Annotated in this window: 17 protein-coding genes; 3 read left to right on the top strand and 14 right to left on the bottom strand. The window is 36.7% G+C overall.

Annotation, left to right across the window (positions count from 1 at the left end):
• Positions 1-10: 10 nt before the first annotated feature.
• From QW060_RS03520 to QW060_RS03495, 6 genes are all read right to left on the bottom strand, one after another.
• A complete protein-coding gene (locus tag QW060_RS03520; protein ID WP_290362318.1) occupies positions 11-493 on the bottom strand; it encodes a DUF1281 family ferredoxin-like fold protein in 483 nt (160 codons plus the stop codon).
• Positions 494-545: 52 nt separating this feature from the next.
• A complete protein-coding gene (locus tag QW060_RS03515) occupies positions 546-1,619 on the bottom strand; it encodes a DUF932 domain-containing protein (protein WP_290364682.1) in 1,074 nt (357 codons plus the stop codon).
• 43 nt (positions 1,620-1,662) lie between these two features.
• Positions 1,663-2,040, bottom strand: coding sequence for a single-stranded DNA-binding protein (locus QW060_RS03510; protein WP_037438456.1), 378 nt, complete (start codon positions 2,038-2,040; stop codon positions 1,663-1,665).
• A gap of 121 nt (positions 2,041-2,161) precedes the next feature.
• Entirely contained in the window at positions 2,162-2,386 is a 225-nt protein-coding gene (locus QW060_RS03505; RefSeq protein ID WP_290362317.1) for a hypothetical protein, read from the bottom strand.
• Between the two features lie 91 nt (positions 2,387-2,477).
• Positions 2,478-2,636 carry a hypothetical protein gene (locus tag QW060_RS03500; protein WP_290362316.1) on the bottom strand — a complete coding sequence of 53 codons (159 nt, stop codon included), beginning with the start codon at positions 2,634-2,636 and terminating at the stop codon, positions 2,478-2,480.
• 51 nt (positions 2,637-2,687) lie between these two features.
• Positions 2,688-3,938 (bottom strand): site-specific integrase, encoded by a 1,251-nt coding sequence (locus QW060_RS03495; RefSeq protein WP_037438455.1) that lies wholly within the window; start codon positions 3,936-3,938, stop codon positions 2,688-2,690.
• A 452-nt stretch (positions 3,939-4,390) separates the two neighbouring features.
• Here QW060_RS03495 and clpB point away from each other — a divergent pair, with 452 nt between their 5' ends.
• Complete coding sequence (gene clpB, locus QW060_RS03490) at positions 4,391-6,973, top strand: ATP-dependent chaperone ClpB (protein ID WP_290362315.1); 2,583 nt, start codon at positions 4,391-4,393, stop codon at positions 6,971-6,973.
• A 75-nt stretch (positions 6,974-7,048) separates the two neighbouring features.
• Here clpB and QW060_RS03485 read toward each other — a convergent pair whose 3' ends face one another.
• The 5 genes from QW060_RS03485 to QW060_RS03465 form a co-directional block, all read right to left on the bottom strand.
• On the bottom strand, positions 7,049-7,855 hold the full coding sequence (locus QW060_RS03485) for an ABC transporter substrate-binding protein (protein ID WP_290362314.1): 807 nt from the start codon (positions 7,853-7,855) through the stop codon (positions 7,049-7,051).
• 1 nt (position 7,856) lies between these two features.
• On the bottom strand, positions 7,857-8,675 hold the full coding sequence (gene pyrF, locus QW060_RS03480) for an orotidine-5'-phosphate decarboxylase (RefSeq protein ID WP_290362313.1): 819 nt from the start codon (positions 8,673-8,675) through the stop codon (positions 7,857-7,859).
• A gap of 18 nt (positions 8,676-8,693) precedes the next feature.
• Positions 8,694-9,464, bottom strand: coding sequence for a DUF3050 domain-containing protein (locus QW060_RS03475; RefSeq protein WP_290362312.1), 771 nt, complete (start codon positions 9,462-9,464; stop codon positions 8,694-8,696).
• A gap of 23 nt (positions 9,465-9,487) precedes the next feature.
• Positions 9,488-10,561 (bottom strand): peptide chain release factor 1, encoded by a 1,074-nt coding sequence (gene prfA, locus QW060_RS03470; RefSeq protein WP_290364681.1) that lies wholly within the window; start codon positions 10,559-10,561, stop codon positions 9,488-9,490.
• A gap of 90 nt (positions 10,562-10,651) precedes the next feature.
• The gene (locus QW060_RS03465) at positions 10,652-11,248 is read right to left on the bottom strand and encodes a YceI family protein (protein WP_290362311.1); all 597 of its coding nucleotides are present in this window, start codon (positions 11,246-11,248) and stop codon (positions 10,652-10,654) included.
• Between the two features lie 344 nt (positions 11,249-11,592).
• Here QW060_RS03465 and QW060_RS03460 point away from each other — a divergent pair, with 344 nt between their 5' ends.
• Positions 11,593-12,279, top strand: coding sequence for a TetR/AcrR family transcriptional regulator (locus QW060_RS03460; protein ID WP_290362310.1), 687 nt, complete (start codon positions 11,593-11,595; stop codon positions 12,277-12,279).
• Positions 12,280-12,310: 31 nt separating this feature from the next.
• Here QW060_RS03460 and QW060_RS03455 read toward each other — a convergent pair whose 3' ends face one another.
• Together QW060_RS03455 and QW060_RS03450 are read right to left on the bottom strand one after the other, a co-directional pair.
• Complete coding sequence (locus QW060_RS03455; RefSeq protein WP_290362309.1) at positions 12,311-13,774, bottom strand: aminoacyl-histidine dipeptidase; 1,464 nt, start codon at positions 13,772-13,774, stop codon at positions 12,311-12,313.
• A gap of 107 nt (positions 13,775-13,881) precedes the next feature.
• A complete protein-coding gene (locus tag QW060_RS03450; protein WP_290362308.1) occupies positions 13,882-14,148 on the bottom strand; it encodes a (2Fe-2S) ferredoxin domain-containing protein in 267 nt (88 codons plus the stop codon).
• Between the two features lie 107 nt (positions 14,149-14,255).
• Here QW060_RS03450 and QW060_RS03445 point away from each other — a divergent pair, with 107 nt between their 5' ends.
• Positions 14,256-15,329, top strand: a complete 1,074-nt coding sequence (locus QW060_RS03445) for a DUF3810 domain-containing protein (protein ID WP_290362307.1) — start codon at positions 14,256-14,258, stop codon at positions 15,327-15,329.
• Here the strand turns inward: QW060_RS03445 and QW060_RS03440 are convergent.
• Positions 15,320-16,618, bottom strand: coding sequence for an NAD(P)/FAD-dependent oxidoreductase (locus QW060_RS03440; protein ID WP_290362306.1), 1,299 nt, complete (start codon positions 16,616-16,618; stop codon positions 15,320-15,322). The two genes, QW060_RS03445 and QW060_RS03440, sit on opposite strands and share 10 nt — an antisense overlap.
• Position 16,619 lies beyond the last annotated feature (1 nt).

The following is a 16,619-nucleotide window of genomic DNA, read 5'->3' as shown; positions in this document are numbered from 1 at the left end:
GCCTTTGGTTTTAAGTTTTTTGAATTTTAATTTTCCGCTCCAACAAGTTTTCTAATATCTCGTAATCGCTTTCGTAATCATTACCCTCAAAATGGTAGGTTTCGTTTTCTTCATCAAATTCGTATTGCTCAAAATCCACGTCTTCCAAATAAACATCTGTGAGTAGCTTGTCATAAAATGTTGCCCTGCCATATACAAGATTGCCCATTTCTTCATAGTCGTGTGTGAAATTCACTTCGTAATGCTCCGCTATCTTTTGAATGATTTCCATATTGGGCGACCACTTTGTTTCATATTGAAATTGTCCTTCATCGCCTTCATTCCAATAGATATTGAAGAAATAACCACCATTATCTTTAGAAATAAATTCGGGTAATTGTCCTTCTTCGATTTTTTCTTCCTTTTCCTTCATTGATTGAAAAAGTTCCTGTATTGCTGTGATTGTTTCGGGTTTCCCCTCGAATACAACTGTATTACTGCACCAATTTGCCATAACTTTTGTTTTTAGTAGGCTACCACCGATTAAAGCGGTAGCCTGTTGTTATTTAATTAAGGTTTAGGGTTTCTGCACCATCTAAAGCAAAACCATTACACAATTCAAATGCTTTCTGTGATTTGAGTTGAGCAGTGCCACCCAATACAATGCTCTGCAACTTGGCTTCATCATTCTTGTAATTTCTTACGTTCTGATAGTAACCTGTAACCGCATTATAAGCTCCGAACAATGTTCCTTTTGTAGTATCCATTTGTTGGGTGTCGCTTATCATTGCGTATGCAAAAGCATCTTCAACGGTGTTTTTGAACACGGTTGAAATTTCATCTTCCGCACCTTTTTTGATTAAATCAAAGGTTTCCTTATTCGGGCAAAGTGCCAATTGAATTAGCTTTTTAACCTCTCGGTCTGTTACCTTTACTTTTGCCCATTCATTGAAAATTCCCTCTAATTGGTTGCTCAATGTGTTGGCAAGTCCCATAATCTTGTGAGCGTTCTCGATACGTCCTTTTGCTCCCGAAGTGTGTTTGATACGGACAACATTGGTCATATTGCGTAATGAAGCGTTTAAGGTATTTTGGCAAACGATACGGATTGGTGTAAATGCGGCTGTGATACTTCCGCTACCATCATGCGAAGTGGTTAGGAAAATGTATTTTTCCGTAACATCATCGCCATTGCCTACACGGATATAGTCAGGCAGTTTGGCTGTGATAAAAATACGTTCTCCGTTGCCTAATGCTCCTGCGGTTTCGTACAGAATGCCCTCTCCACCACCTACAATAGCATCAAAGAAATTAAAGGCTTCACGGTTTTGTACGATATGGTAATCCTTGCCGACTACTCCCAATACCTTATTGTTATCGGTGCGAATGTTGGCGAAATAGTTAGGAACTTCTAATTCTCTACTGCCTATCTCTATACCGTTAGCCGTTTCGATAATGCCCGAACCTTTGGTAAAAAGTGGGGATTTTACGACTTCGTAATCTAACCCTGCGTGTTTGATAGCTTCCTCGCTTGTCGGGTATTGCTCCACGATTTGCCCCAAGTTGTGCCATGCTTTTTGTTGTACGCTAAAAAATGAATAACGTCCTGTTCTCTCGTTAAAATTGATATTATGTGCCATAATGTTAGAAATTTTGATGTTAAAAATGATTGAATGTTCTTGATTAAAATGGGAGGTCGTCTTCTGCCTTGCTATTGTTTGTGCTTGTGGTAGCTTGTGCCGTTTCCGATTTTTTGCCACCTCCGTGCAATTTGATTTGAGAGGTATGGAAATTCAGTCCTGCTCTTGGTTCTCCATCATTACCTGTCCACGCTCTTGTGCTTACTCGTCCCGATAGTTCTACCAAAGTACCTTTTGTGAGTAGCTTGGCTACATTCGGGGTTATCCAATAGGAGCAATCGAAATAGGTTGTTTGCTCTATGCGTTCGCCCTGTTTGTTACGGTAGCTGTCGTTGGTCGCTACTGAAAAGTTTACTACTTGTTTGTCCTGTGACGTTATGCGTACTTCCGCATCCCTTGTCAATCTTCCTGTGATGTTCATATTCTTTAATTTTTAGTTATTGATTTTGATTTTTTTTTGATTTATTCGGCAATGAGAGGAGGTGCTGTTTCGTTTCATTACCATTTCCAATGTTTTTAATCTTCATATCTGACATTTTTTTTTATTCGTTTAAAGAGCCGGAGTATGCTATGTTTCGTTTCACGAGCATAAAAGGTTCGTGTTTAGCATCACCAAGGTTTTGGAAAAAAATACTACCCAACGGGTGGAGATTATTTTCCAAACTTGCTTGACCTTTGTGATGCGTTAAGAACACGGAAATACCTTTGCTCTTGAAATGGGACAAAAAAGCATACGGGTCTTTGGATAAAATGAATGTGGAAGCCAAGAAGATGGCATTGAGAAATGGTTTTCAGTGAATTGAAATAACACTTCCAATTCGCTGAATTTTTAAAACACTTTTTTAAAGCGGTGGGTTATCAAAGCCACACTAGCAGAGGATTAGAAAATGTATTTGTGTGGGAGGCGTAGATGGCAACATTTTTTAATCTTCTGTTCCAGAAGTAGCCGAAAAGCTCTTTTACAGAAAGGGAATAGCAGAGCGAAGTAAATGTGCTTTGGCTATAAAATATGGGCATAAAAAAAGCAGAACCGTTAAGTTCTGCTAGTAATTATCAAATTGTGATTAACTATATAACCTGTAAAAACGCTTCTTCAATCTCCTTAAATTTAGGAGCTACTAAATCCATATCCTTACTAATCTTTTGGCTGGTAATTTTAGCATAAATCTGTGTAGTTGAAATGTTTTTATGTCCCATCATTTTGCTAAGGCTTTCAAGAGGTACGCCTTCGGTCAAAAACATCGTTCCAAATGTGTGTCTTGCGGTGTGAAAAGTTACTTTTTGTTCTGTAATAATTTCAGCTTTTTCAATTAATTTGCCAATGTGAGTATTGCAGGTTACATTAGTTGGAACTGGAAAGATAAACTCATTACGAGTGCTACCGAGGTATTTTTCTATAATACGTTTTGGGATTTCCATTAATCGAACATTAGAAGCAATATCTGATTTTTTTCTTCTGCTGATGATCCATTGATGGCCATCGAAGAAAGACTGAATATTGTTCCTTGTTAGTTTTTTAATATCCGCATAAGCAAGTCCGGTAAAACAACTGAAAATAAAAAGATCTTTCACAAGCTCATACCGTGGGTGGGGCGGTGCACACATCATCAGTTTTTCTACATCTTCTTTAAGAATATAACCCCTGTCGGTTTCTTCCATATTAATTTCATAATCTTGAAACGGATTATCACGTATCAAACCTTTTTTTATAGCCAATTCTACCAGACTTAGTACGGGCATCGTGTAAACCCAAACCGTATTATGTGTAGATTGTAAATCGTACCGAAGATAAAAATCGAATTCCCTAATAAAATCTCCAGTCAATTCCCGAAAGGCCATATCATCACGATGATAGCGTTCTTTGATAAAAGTGGTAAGATGATTATAAACCGTGATGTACTTGTTGTAGGTGCTTTGTGAACGTTCTTCCTTGTCAACTAATTTTTTAAAATCCTCATTTTTATCGTTAAAGACTTTTAGAATTGCATCATCCATTACACCAACACCCAAGAATGAGAGCTTTACTTTTTGGGAAGTAGCAAAGCCCTCGTGTTTCAGCATATCTTCATAAATTTTGTCGATACGCCCACGTATGTTATCCAACTTTTTATTAATATTTAAAGCTGTTGCGCTTTTGCCCTCAACTCTTCCATATTTTAGATCCCAATTGCTAGGGTCAATTTCTAACTTTGTCCCAAAAGTTTTAGGTGTTCCGTCAATGGTAATACGTGCCATAATTGGAGCATTACCATTTTTTTTCAGTTCGTTCTTTTTCAAGTAGAAAAGCAGTTTGAACGTTGATTTTTTTGTCTGCGTCATAACTCAAATGTTTAATGTTTAAAATTAATTTACATTGAGTTACAAGGAAATATAAAAATAAGTGCAAAACACTGAAATATAACCGTTTAAGCTAATAAGGAACCTCTATTAATCGGTAACGAATTAGTAACTTAACTTTGTCATTTCAAGCCCAAAACCTATCAGACACCGAGTTCCAAATAAAGACTACTTCTTTATAAAACATTGTATAGCAACGGATTTAATCGTTTTGCTTAACTTTGCTTTTTACTAATCTTTTTTTACAAAAATACTCTTTTTTGCCTGTCAAAAAAGCAAAAAACAATCATAACAACAATAAAACAAGACAAAAAGTCAGCTTTTGTAATTTTTAAAAACCTATAAAGAGACATTTTGTCTGTTTTTAATATATGGAATATATATTGTAAATTAACATATCGTAAAAATCTAATAAAAATAAACCCATATATACTATGAATCCAAACAATTTCACCATCAAATCTCAGGAAGCTTTGCAACAGGCACAGGTTTTAGTGCAAATGCATGGGCAACAGCAAATTGAGAATGAACACATTTTCAAGGCGATCTTGGAAGTGGATGAAAATGTAACACCTTTTATTTTAAAAAAGGTAAACGTAAATATTGATCTGTTCAAACAGTTGCTCGATGCTACTATTGAAAACTTTCCTAAAGTACAGGGAGCACAAATAGGGCTTTCGCGTGAGGCGAGTACATCTATCAATGAAGCACAGGCAATTGCTAAAAAAATGAACGATGAATACGTTTCTGTAGAGCATTTGCTACTGGCCATTTTTAAATCAAAAAGCAAAGTAGCACAAATATTAAAAGACCAGGGCGTTAATGAAAAAGATCTGGAAGCAGCTATAAAAGAAATACGCAAAGGAGAACGCGTAACCTCTGCATCAGCAGAAGAGAATTACAATGCTTTGAACAAATATGCAAAGAACTTAAATCAGCTTGCCAACGACGGTAAACTTGACCCTGTAATTGGCCGAGATGAAGAAATCAGACGTGTATTGCAGATTTTATCGAGAAGAACAAAAAACAACCCGATGTTGGTCGGAGAACCCGGAGTCGGAAAAACAGCTATTGCAGAAGGACTTGCTCACCGTATTGTTCAAGGTGATGTACCTGAAAATCTGAAAGACAAACTTGTTTTCTCTTTAGACATGGGAGCCTTGATTGCCGGAGCAAAATACAAAGGAGAGTTTGAAGAACGACTCAAATCTGTAGTCAAAGAAGTAACATCTTCTGATGGCAGTATCATATTATTCATTGATGAAATCCATACGCTTGTCGGAGCCGGAGGCGGTGAAGGTGCCATGGACGCTGCCAACATTCTCAAACCTGCATTGGCAAGAGGCGAGCTCAGAGCAATAGGAGCAACAACTCTGGATGAATATCAAAAATACTTTGAAAAAGATAAAGCACTGGAGCGTCGTTTTCAAAAAATTATGGTCGACGAACCCGATACAGAAAGTGCCATATCGATTCTGAGAGGTATTAAAGAAAAATACGAAACACACCATAAAGTACGCATCAAAGATGAGGCGATTATAGGTGCAGTAGAGTTATCACAGCGTTATATTACCAATCGTTTCTTACCGGATAAGGCTATTGATTTAATGGATGAGGCAGCTTCTAAACTGCGTATGGAAATCAATTCCAAACCTGAAGAACTCGATGTACTGGATCGTAAAATAATGCAACTGGAAATTGAGATTGAAGCCATCAAACGTGAAAATGATGAAAATAAGCTCAAAATATTAGGCATTGATCTGGCGAACTTAAAAGAAGAGCGCAACGCCATTTTTACCAAATGGAAATCAGAAAAAGAAGTAGTCGATAATATTCAGAACATCAAGCTGGATATAGAAAATTTTAAACTGGAAGCCGAACGCGCGGAACGCAACGGAGATTACGGAAAAGTAGCCGAAATACGTTACGGCAAAATTCAGGAAGCTGAAGCAGCATTAGCAGCTTTACAGAAAGAAGTAGATGAAAACCAGAAAGGTCACTCTCTTATAAAAGAGGAGGTAACCTATGACGACATCGCAGAAGTGGTAGCCAAATGGACCGGAGTTCCTGTTACAAAAATGATTCAGTCTGAGCGCGAAAAACTATTAAAACTCGAAGATGAATTACACAAAAGAGTGGTAGGTCAGGAAGAAGCGATTCACGCTATAAGCGATGCCGTAAGAAGAAGTCGTGCCGGCTTACAGGATCCGAAAAAACCTATCGGTTCTTTCCTTTTCCTCGGAACTACCGGAGTCGGAAAAACAGAACTTGCCAAAGCTCTGGCAGAATATCTTTTTGATGATGAAAATGCCATGACACGTATTGACATGAGTGAATATTCTGAAAGACACAGCGTAAGCCGACTTGTGGGAGCACCTCCGGGATATGTCGGATATGATGAAGGCGGACAGCTTACCGAAGCCGTGAGAAGACGCCCGTATTCGGTTATTCTTCTGGATGAAATTGAAAAAGCCCATCCGGATACTTTCAATATTTTATTGCAGGTACTTGATGAAGGAAGGCTCACAGATAACAAAGGACGCCTTGCCGATTTTAAAAATACCATCATCATCATGACTTCTAATATGGGAAGTCATATCATACAGGAAGCTTTTGACAATAACACATCAGAAGAAGCTGCAGAAAAGGCAAAAACAGCCGTTTTAAATGTTCTGAAAGAATCTGTTCGTCCGGAATTTTTAAACCGTATTGATGAAATAGTAATGTTTACTCCTTTAACACAGGACAATATAAAACAAATTGTTTCGTTACAATTAAACAGCGTGTTCAAAATGCTGGCAGCACAACATATCACAATGGATGCTACTCCGGAAGCAATTTCTTATCTGGCAGACAAAGGATATGATGCGCATTTTGGAGCAAGACCTGTAAAACGGGTAGTACAAAGAGAGGTTCTTAACGAATTGTCTAAACAAATATTAGCAGGTGAAGTAAAAACGGACAGTATCATCCTTTTAGACAGCTTTGAAGGGAAACTTGTCTTTAGAAATCAATAAGTCTTCATAATTATTTTTTTTACTGAATGAGGGTATTCCATTTACATGGAATACCCTCATTTTTTTAACTATATTTTATTCATCTCCGAGTCTGTCGTGTAATATCTTAAAATATTCAAAGGCTTTAAAAAGGCGTACTCCATGCCATGAAAACATTTCGCCATCTACAAAAACCGTTTTGGCATGATGCGTACTTCTTCCGATTTCAAAAGCATGTTCTTCTTTAAAAGGATAGGGTTCAGAAGACAAAAAAACGATATCCGGGTCACCCTGAATACGCATTTTACGAATTTCTACTTCGGGATATCTTCCGGGTCTGTTGGCATAAATATTCTGAAATTTATTCAACGTCAGCATTTCATCTATAAAAGTATCTTTACCTGCTGCCATATAAGGCTCTCTCCAGATCAGATAAGCAGCTTTTCGCTCCGGTCTGTTTGCCACAAAACGAATAAAATCTTTATAAGCATACTGGAGTTTCTGAACCCATTTATCTGCATCTGTTCGTTTATTAAAGAGTTCACCAAAATCCTTTATCATCCGTAACGCGTCATCAAAAGAGCGTACATCGGTCACCCATACCGGACATATCCCCTGCAGACTTTCTACAATCTCAAGGGTATTTTCCTCTTTATTGGCTATGATAATATCCGGATTTAGTGCTTTAATTTTTTCGACATGAACGTTTTTTGTTCCTCCTATTTTTATTTTGGTAGGACGCAGATGATAAGGATGTACACAAAATTTTGTAATTCCCATCAACTGTTCTTCAAGTCCTAACTCAAACAAGGTTTCTGTTTGTGAAGGAACCAGTGAAATGATTCGCTTAGGTGTGGATGCGAATTGGTGTACCTGCCCTATTTGATCAGTGAGTTCGAACATATCAATTTACAGAAAGGATGACTTCCATTTCTTTTTGTAATTTATGAGCTTCTTTTCTTGCCGCTTCTGCAAAATCCAATCCGTCAGAAGCGTATATAACACCTCTGGAAGAATTGATAAGCAAACCTATATTTTTATTCAAACCAAATTTGCATACCTCTGAAAGACTTCCGCCCTGCGCTCCAACACCAGGAACCAACAGAAAACTATCCGGCACTATATCTCTTATTTCTTTAAAATATTCTGCTTTGGTTGCGCCTGCCACATACATAAGATTCTTGGCATTCTGCCATTTTTTAGAAGTCTCTAATACTTTTTTATAAACCTCATCTTCACCTGTTTTCAACGTTTGAAAATCAAAAGCTCCCGGATTTGAGGTCAGTGCCAACAGAATGGTTATTTTGTCTTTATAAGCCAGAAAAGGTTCCACCGAATCTTTTCCCATATAAGGAGCCACCGTTACAGAATCAAAAGCCAGGTCTTCAAAAAAAGCTTTTGCGTACATACCGGAAGTATTTCCGATATCGCCTCTTTTAGCATCGGCAATGGTAAATATTTCAGGATGGTTGGTGTTGAGATATGCAATGGTTTTTGCCAGCGCCTGCCATCCTTTTATACCCTGAGCTTCATAAAAAGCGGTATTGGGTTTATAAGAAACCACATAATCATGTGTGGCATCAATAATTGCTTTATTAAATTCGAAAATCGGATCTTCGGTCTGTAATAAATGAGCAGGTATTTTATCCATATCTACATCTAATCCTACGCATAAAAACGATTTCTTTTTGCGTATTTGCGCTACCAATTCACTTATTTTCACGGGTTATCTAATTTAATATTATTTTACAATTTCATTATATACACTGTCCCAAAGAAGTTTTCGCTGTTTCAGCGCTTCTATCGCAGCGTTTTCCGCTTCTTTCCAGAACACAGGATTATCTCCACAGAGGGTTGCCGTCATATCGAGTGCCAAATGGCTGTGATGATCGCCATCTACTTCAATATGTCGCTCCAGATAGTATTTAAACACTGCAATTTCTTCGGGATTGGTTTTGTATAAATCGGCTACCATGACATGAAACATATCCGGAATCAGATCTTCTCTACCAAATGTAAAGACAGCCGCTTGTACATGAGGTTTATTGCTGTAAATAACAGAAAATGTAAAATTGAGAAAATGAATAACTTCTATCGGCAGACTGGCTTTTTTGTAAGCTGTTTCTAACTCCCCACAGCTTTTTAATGTTTCAATGAACAGATCAATCTGTGCAGTGCTTGCCCCACTTTGATGCATTGCTTCGAGATACAGCTGATAATGGCTTTTTCTGTTTCCATAAGCATCGACATCGGATTCTTCTCCTGTTACAATTTCATTGATCAGATACACAGCATCAGCATCTTCTTTGGGAAACCATGGCACCGTAGTGCAGGTCAAAGAATTTTGAAGTGCTTTTAGTAATGACATAAAATCCCAGACAGCATATACATGATGCTGCATGAACACTTGTACATCAGTTAAACTTTTTAATGCATGGTAGACCTTATGCTTTACAATTTCCTGACGATAAGGCTCTATGGCATTTTTTAGATTTTCTAAATTTGGATTCATTGGTTGTACTGATAAATGATTATTTAGAATACATCGCTTTCTTTTAGCTTTTCAGTATTGGCTACCAATTGTAATTCATCAATTACTTTTTGTATATTTCCATTCATCACACCATCCAAATCATAGATGGTAAGACCTATTCTATGATCTGTCACACGACCTTGCGGATAATTGTAGGTACGGATTTTAGCAGAACGGTCTCCCGAGCTTACCTGTGAATTACGTTTTTTTGCATCTTCTTCCTGTTTCTTTGCTAATTCCATTTCATATAAACGGGAACGAAGTACTGTAAGTGCTTTATCTTTATTTTTGTGCTGAGATTTCTCATCCTGACACTGAGCGACCAATCCCGTTGGAATGTGTGTCATACGAACTGCTGATTTTGTTGTATTTACAGACTGTCCACCCGGACCCGATGAACAGAAAAAGTCAATACGCACATCGTTCATATCAATCTGTACATCAAATTCCTCCGCTTCCGGCAACACCATTACAGTAGCAGCCGATGTATGTACACGGCCCTGTGTTTCTGTTTGTGGCACACGCTGTACCCGGTGTACACCTGCTTCATATTTTAACGTTCCGTACACATCCTCTCCAGTAACTTCAAAAATAACCTCTTTGAATCCGCCTGAGGTTCCGTCGTTCATATCTACCACAGATGTTCTCCATCCTTTAGCTTCACAGTATTTTGTATACATTCTGAAAAGATCTCCTGCAAAAATTGACGCTTCATCACCTCCGGTTCCTGCACGGATTTCCACCATAACATTTTTAGCATCTTCCGGATCTTTAGGAATCAGCATAAATTTTATTTCGTCTTCCAGTTCCGGTAAACGTTCTTTTGCTTCCTCCAATTGCATTTTTGCCATTTCTACCATTTCCGCATCACTCCCATCATTGATGATTTCGTTTGCTTCTTCGATATTTCCAACAACATTGATATATTCTTCGCGTTTGTCTACCAACGCTTTCAAATCTTTATATTCCTTGTTTAACTGTACATAACGCTTTTGATCGGCGATGACATCCGGCTGAATGATCAGGTCCGAAATTTCATCAAAACGCTGTTTTACATATTGCAATCTATCTAGCATCATAATCTTTAGATTTTTCGAGTTGCAAATGTACAAAAAAAGAGGAACTTTTTCATTAAAGTTCCTCTTTTATAAAGCATTAATCGTCAATCACTTTTTACTGACTACCGCTTTTATTTCAACATCTGTCCATGTTTTTCCCATGTGCAGTTCTTTGCATAATTCATGCAAACTGTTAAAGGCTTTTGTCCCCTGAAAATCAGCAATGATGTCTACAGATCCTGAAATGGTAATCATATCATCTGTTGCAGTATAACCAAATTCTTTTTCCTTGGTCACATTATTCATTGTGATTTCAACTGTAACTTTTCCATCCTTAAAATCAATGAATTTTCCATGAATATTGCCTGACATAACAGCAAAAAAAGCCGTTCTCAGCTTTTCGTCTCTTAAGCCGTCTGTTGTATTTACAGTAGATGTTTCTATCTGGAACGTTGCTTCTTTTAAATCGGAGAGTAAATTACCTGAGTCTTTTACATTATTCAGTTTAATGTCATTAAAAGTACCTTTAACACCTATTTTTTCAGGTGTCTTAAAAGCCGTCCATTCTAATGTCTGTGTATAAGCTACCTTTTCTTCTAAAGGCACTTCTTCTAATTTGTTATGTTCTGATGGTTTTACTTCTTCTTTTTTACAGCCTGTAAAAGCAAGAGCTAAAAAGGAAAGAACAATAATCGATTTTTTCATTTGTAATTGATTTAACGTTCAAATGTATCATTTTTAACAAGTGTAAAGGCTTAAATAAGTGTTAAGATTATAAAAAGAAATAGCTATCCTACGGCAGTAAATGATATATAAAAAAACGTACAGTTACTAAATTTACACTTCCACATAAAAATATTAAACACAACAATTGTTAATTTTTAACATTTTAAAGCAAATAATAATTCGTTTAATGATATATATTAAATATATTTGTTCTTATATTTATTGAAAAATTCACTGAAAAATAACCTTTTTTCCCTTAAGAAAATATTGAGAAGTTATCATGAGGTGAGTTTTATTATTTTTTGAAACAAATATTCAGATATATGGAGGCAAACGAATCTAATGAAAAACCTAAAAAAGTACGTAAAGTTTCACAGGGACCAATCCGTGAAAAAGCACGTACAATGAGAAAACTCATTGATGCAGTAGGAAAAGTTTTAGAAGAAAAAGGATATTCCGGGTTAAACATTGCAAACATTTCTAAAGAAGCAAAAGTAGATCGCAAGTTGGTATATGTATATTTTGGGGGAATTGATCCTTTAGTAGAAACCTACATAAGGGATAAAGACTTTTGGAAGAGCGACTCCAAGGAATATATAACAAATCTGATGGAAAATCCGGATCAGATCAACAAAGAGGTCGTGAACGAACTCTTACAGATGCAATTTGATACCTTATTGGATAATGTAGAACTTCAAAAAATAATTCATTGGGAAATTGGCGAGAAAAATGATGTATTGCGAAAAATAATTGATGAGCGCGAAGAAATCGGTAAAACATTATTTGAGCATGCAGAAAAAGATTTTGCCAATTCAGATATTGATCTTCGGGCAATCATGGCACTTCAGATAGGAGGTATTTATTATTTATCTTTGCATGCAAAAAGCAATGGTAACAAATTTTGTGGTATCGACCTCAATACTCCGGAAGGAGAAAAACGAATTGAAAAAGCGATAAAGCAGGTTATTGATCTAACCTATAGCTTAAAGCCTAAAAAGGCATGGAAATAAAAAAAGGTTCGTTTCACGAACCTTTTTTATTTTATTTCTGCGGGATGTTTTCCAAAATTTCCAACACAAATTTCCAGTATTTCTGTACAGAACTAATAGAAACCCTCTCAACTGGAGAGTGCGCTCCGCGAATGGTCGGACCAAAAGAAATCATATCCATATCCGGATAGTTAGTTCCTAAAATTCCACATTCCAATCCGGCGTGACAAGCTACAACATTTGCCTGATGTCCATTTTGTTTTTCGTAAATAGATGTCAGTACATCCAGAATTTCAGATTTCGGATTTGGAGTCCAGCCCGGATAAGATCCAGAAAATGTAACTTCACATCCCATCAGTTCAAATGTAGCACGCAATGCATTTGCCAAATCCATTTTCGAACTTTCAATAGAAGAACGCGTCAGACACTGAATACTCAGTTTACCATTACCAACTTCTACTTTTGCTATGTTGTTTGAAGTTTCTACCAAATCATCGAAATCAGCGCTCATTCTATACACACCGTTATGCGCTGCATACATTGCTCTTACAAAATAAAACTGTGCTACAGGCGGCATTACTTTAGCGGGTAGTTTTTCCTGTTTCTCAAAGACAATTTCCAAAGCCGGCTCTGTTGTAGCAAGTTCAGTTTTTATTTCATTGACAATTTGCTGCATATCATATACAAAAGCATCATCATATACCTGAGCAATGATGACCTGCGCAACACTCTCTCTCGGAATAGCGTTTCTCAGACTTCCCCCTTTTATTTGAGAGATCTGCAATCCAAAATTGTCAAATCCTTCAAATAAAAGACGGTTCATTATTTTATTGGCATTTCCTAACCCTTTGTGAATATCCATACCTGAATGTCCTCCGTTCAATCCCTTCACGGTTATGGTATACGCAACAGAACTTTCGGGTACTTCTTCTTCATCATACTCCGCTTCAGCAGTCACATCTATTCCACCAGCACAACCGATATCAATTTCATCATCCTCTTCTGTATCAAGATTCAACAGTATTTCACCTTCCAGCATACCGCCTTCTAATCCCATGGCTCCTGTCATACCTGTTTCTTCATCTATTGTAAACAATGCTTCAATAGCCGGATGCTTGATTTCTGTACTTTCAAGAATAGCCATAATTGTTGCTACTCCAATTCCATTATCTGCCCCTAAAGTTGTTCCTTTTGCGCGTACCCAGTCTTCATCCACATACATCTCAATTCCCTGAGTGTCAAAATCAAAATCGGTATCATTGTTTTTTTGATGTACCATATCAAGATGAGATTGCAAAACAACTGTTTTTCTGTTCTCCATTCCTGAAGAAGCAGGTTTTTTAATAATTACATTCCCTACTTTATCCTGAATAGTATCCAACCCGAGTTTTTTTCCGAATTCCATCATAAATGCAATAACCCTTTCTTCCTTTTTTGAAGGGCGTGGTACCGCATTTAAATCTGAAAATTTATTCCATAAAGCTTTAGGCTCTAAATTTCTTATTTCATGACTCATACGTATCGTTGTTTATTGATGTCCAAATTTACAAATTACTCTATAAAAAAAGTACAACTTCAGATATTAAATCCAAAATCGTACTTTATTACAAAATAAAACAATAATTAATTAACAGCTATGGCGATGTATTTTTCAAAAATCTTCATCGCTTTCTTTTTGGTCACTTCTTTTTTATATTTCTTTTTAGAATCTAAATAAAAAACCGGAGCTTTTTTACACATCCCCTGACATTTCATTTTTTCCAAAGAAACAAGCGACTCCATACCGGCATCCGCTACTAAAGCCTTAAAACAGGATTTTGGTTCTTCATTATAGCGGCAACATTTTTTTCCGTCACAGAAATATACTATCTCTGCAGCTGATTTTCCCATTTTGTATGCTTTAAATTTCAGAAACAAATATAATAAGTTATTTTTATTAATTCTAAATAAATATTCATTTTTTATTCAAAAAAATTTTAGTACTTTGAAAATAAAAAATGCGCCTTGTTCTAAAGTATCTGTTTTCTTTACTTTTTTTATATCTCATTTTATACCTGCTAAAGTCAAAAGCAACATGGGTAGATACAATCTATGTAAAATTGTTTTACAACCCTTACAATGCTTTTCTGACAAAACTATTTGGATGGATTTCTTTCTCAGCGGGAGATATCATATACTTTGTTGTTATTTGTTATTTATTGTACCGATTCATCAGAATAATGAGATTAAAAGAAAAAAAAGGTATTAAAATCATACAGTTCATTATAGCAGGCATCTGTATTTTTCTTATGACTTTTAATATTTCGTGGGCCATAAACAATTATCGCACACCATTAGACAAAGAACTAAGAATAGAGCTGGTGTATACACAAGACGAACTACTTGCTACAACCCAAAAGCTCATCGGCCTTACCAATGCCTACCAATATGAAATTACCCATGACAGTCTTCAAAAAGTTATTATCGAAAAAGATTTAGATTATTTTAATGAAATCTCCCGAAACGGCTATCATAAAATGGCTACAGAAACAGATCTTCCCATACAGAATATTGCTTCTGCGAAGCCTTCGCTGTTTAGTTATGTATTGACAAAGATGGGATTCAGTGGTTATTTTAATCCGTTTACACATGAAGCTCAGGTAAACGACCTGATTCCGGCAATCGGTCTTCCCGTTACAACCGCCCACGAAATAGCACATCAACTGGGTATTGCCAAAGAGAGCGAAGCCAATATGCTGGCCTTTTTGGTCATGACAAGGCAGGACAATAATACGTTTCGGTATGCCGGTTACTTATATGCTTTAAAATATTGTTTAAAAGAAGTAAGCAATATAAACGAAGAAAAGTTTTTACATTTTCACCAGCAGCTGCATCCCGGAGTTAAAGAGAACATCCTGGAAACAGAGTTATTTTGGGAAAAACATAAAAACTACTCTTCAAAATTCTTTAAAGTCTTTTATGGAAATTTCTTAAAAATTAATAACCAAAAAGACGGTATGTATTCCTACAATCGCTTTGTAGATTTAATAGTCAACTATGATAAAAAATATCACAATCTGGATCAATCCTGAGCCATAGAATTTTTTTTATACATTCTGAACGGTCTGATAATAACACGTGATTCTCTGTCAAATACAAAATAGTTATACACCCAGCTCCAGAATACCAACGCTTTATTTTTGAATCCGATCAGCGACAATAAATGTACAAACATCCAAACAAACCAGGCAAATACGCCATTAAAATGGAATTTTGGTAAGTCCACTACCGCTTTATTTCTACCGATAGTTGCCATAGATCCTTTATCATTATACGTAAATGCTTTTAAGGCCATCTTGTTTTGAATGCGTTCAAGATTTTCAGCCAGTAATTCTCCTTGCTGTATAGCAGGCTGAGCCATCATGGGATGTCCGAATTTATATTTGTCTCCATACATTGCCGCAACATCACCAATAGCAAACACATCTTTAATTCCCTCAACTTCATTAAAACTATTGACACGAATACGTGAAGCCTTATCTACAGCAGTTTCCACTCCGTTTACTGCAGCTCCTTTTACACCAGCAGACCATATCACAGCCTGTGAATGAAACTGAAGATCAGTTGCCGTTTCAATAACTTTACCATCATAATTGGTCACTCTGACATTCGTATGTATTTTGACACCGAGGTCTTTTAAGTATTTTTCTGCTGCCCTGGATGATTTTACTGACATGGCATCAAGCACACGATCTACTCCCTGAACCAGATTGATCTGCATACGATTCGCAATATCGAGATCCGGATAATCTTTAGGCAAGACAGCTTTTTTTAATTCTGCCAATGCTCCCGCCAATTCAACTCCCGTTGGTCCGGCACCTACAATGACAAAATTCATCAGTTCTCTCTGAGCAGCTTCATCATTGGTCTGTAATGCCAGTTCTAAATTCTCAATCAGCAGACTGCGTATGTTTAAAGCTTCTGGTATGGTTTTCATTACCATACTATGCTTCTCAATTTCTTTATTTCCGAAAAAATTATTGGTAGAACCGGTCGCTATTACCAGATAGTGATAATAGATGGTTCCGATATTGGTAACGACTTTTTTATTTTCAGTATCAACTTTTTCCACAACAGCCATCCTAAAAAAAGTTTCCTTGTGATCCTGTACCACTTTACGTATCGGATAAGCAATAGATCCTGCTTCTAATCCTCCTGTAGCTACCTGATACATCAACGGCTGAAAATTATGGTAGTTGTGCTTGTCTAACAATACTACTTGAAAATTTTTACCTTTCAGTTTCCGAGCCAGTGATAAACCGCCAAAACCGCCACCGATTATTACAACTCTGGGATGAGCAGAGTCTGGAATATTCATCATT

It is taken from the genome of Paenimyroides ceti, from assembly GCF_030409925.1.
Note: the sequence above shows the minus strand (reverse complement) of the source record. Positions and strands in the feature narration are given on the sequence as shown.

Bases quoted from the DNA above. Each gene is read 5' to 3' on its own strand.
- QW060_RS03465 (WP_290362311.1), bottom strand. From the start codon at position 11,248: ATGAAAAAATCGATTATTGTTCTTTCCTTTTTAGCTCTTGCTTTTACA.
- QW060_RS03460 (WP_290362310.1), top strand. From the start codon at position 11,593: ATGGAGGCAAACGAATCTAATGAAAAACCTAAAAAAGTACGTAAAGTT.
- clpB (WP_290362315.1), top strand. From the start codon at position 4,391: ATGAATCCAAACAATTTCACCATCAAATCTCAGGAAGCTTTGCAACAG.
- QW060_RS03475 (WP_290362312.1), bottom strand. From the start codon at position 9,464: ATGAATCCAAATTTAGAAAATCTAAAAAATGCCATAGAGCCTTATCGT.
- QW060_RS03510 (WP_037438456.1), bottom strand. From the start codon at position 2,040: ATGAACATCACAGGAAGATTGACAAGGGATGCGGAAGTACGCATAACG.
- QW060_RS03440 (WP_290362306.1), bottom strand. From the start codon at position 16,618: ATGATGAATATTCCAGACTCTGCTCATCCCAGAGTTGTAATAATCGGT.
- QW060_RS03515 (WP_290364682.1), bottom strand. From the start codon at position 1,619: ATGGCACATAATATCAATTTTAACGAGAGAACAGGACGTTATTCATTT.
- QW060_RS03500 (WP_290362316.1), bottom strand. From the start codon at position 2,636: ATGCCCATATTTTATAGCCAAAGCACATTTACTTCGCTCTGCTATTCC.
- QW060_RS03445 (WP_290362307.1), top strand. From the start codon at position 14,256: ATGCGCCTTGTTCTAAAGTATCTGTTTTCTTTACTTTTTTTATATCTC.
- QW060_RS03455 (WP_290362309.1), bottom strand. From the start codon at position 13,774: ATGAGTCATGAAATAAGAAATTTAGAGCCTAAAGCTTTATGGAATAAA.
- prfA (WP_290364681.1), bottom strand. From the start codon at position 10,561: ATGCTAGATAGATTGCAATATGTAAAACAGCGTTTTGATGAAATTTCG.
- QW060_RS03520 (WP_290362318.1), bottom strand. From the start codon at position 493: ATGGCAAATTGGTGCAGTAATACAGTTGTATTCGAGGGGAAACCCGAA.
- QW060_RS03485 (WP_290362314.1), bottom strand. From the start codon at position 7,855: ATGTTCGAACTCACTGATCAAATAGGGCAGGTACACCAATTCGCATCC.
- QW060_RS03495 (WP_037438455.1), bottom strand. From the start codon at position 3,938: ATGACGCAGACAAAAAAATCAACGTTCAAACTGCTTTTCTACTTGAAA.
- QW060_RS03450 (WP_290362308.1), bottom strand. From the start codon at position 14,148: ATGGGAAAATCAGCTGCAGAGATAGTATATTTCTGTGACGGAAAAAAA.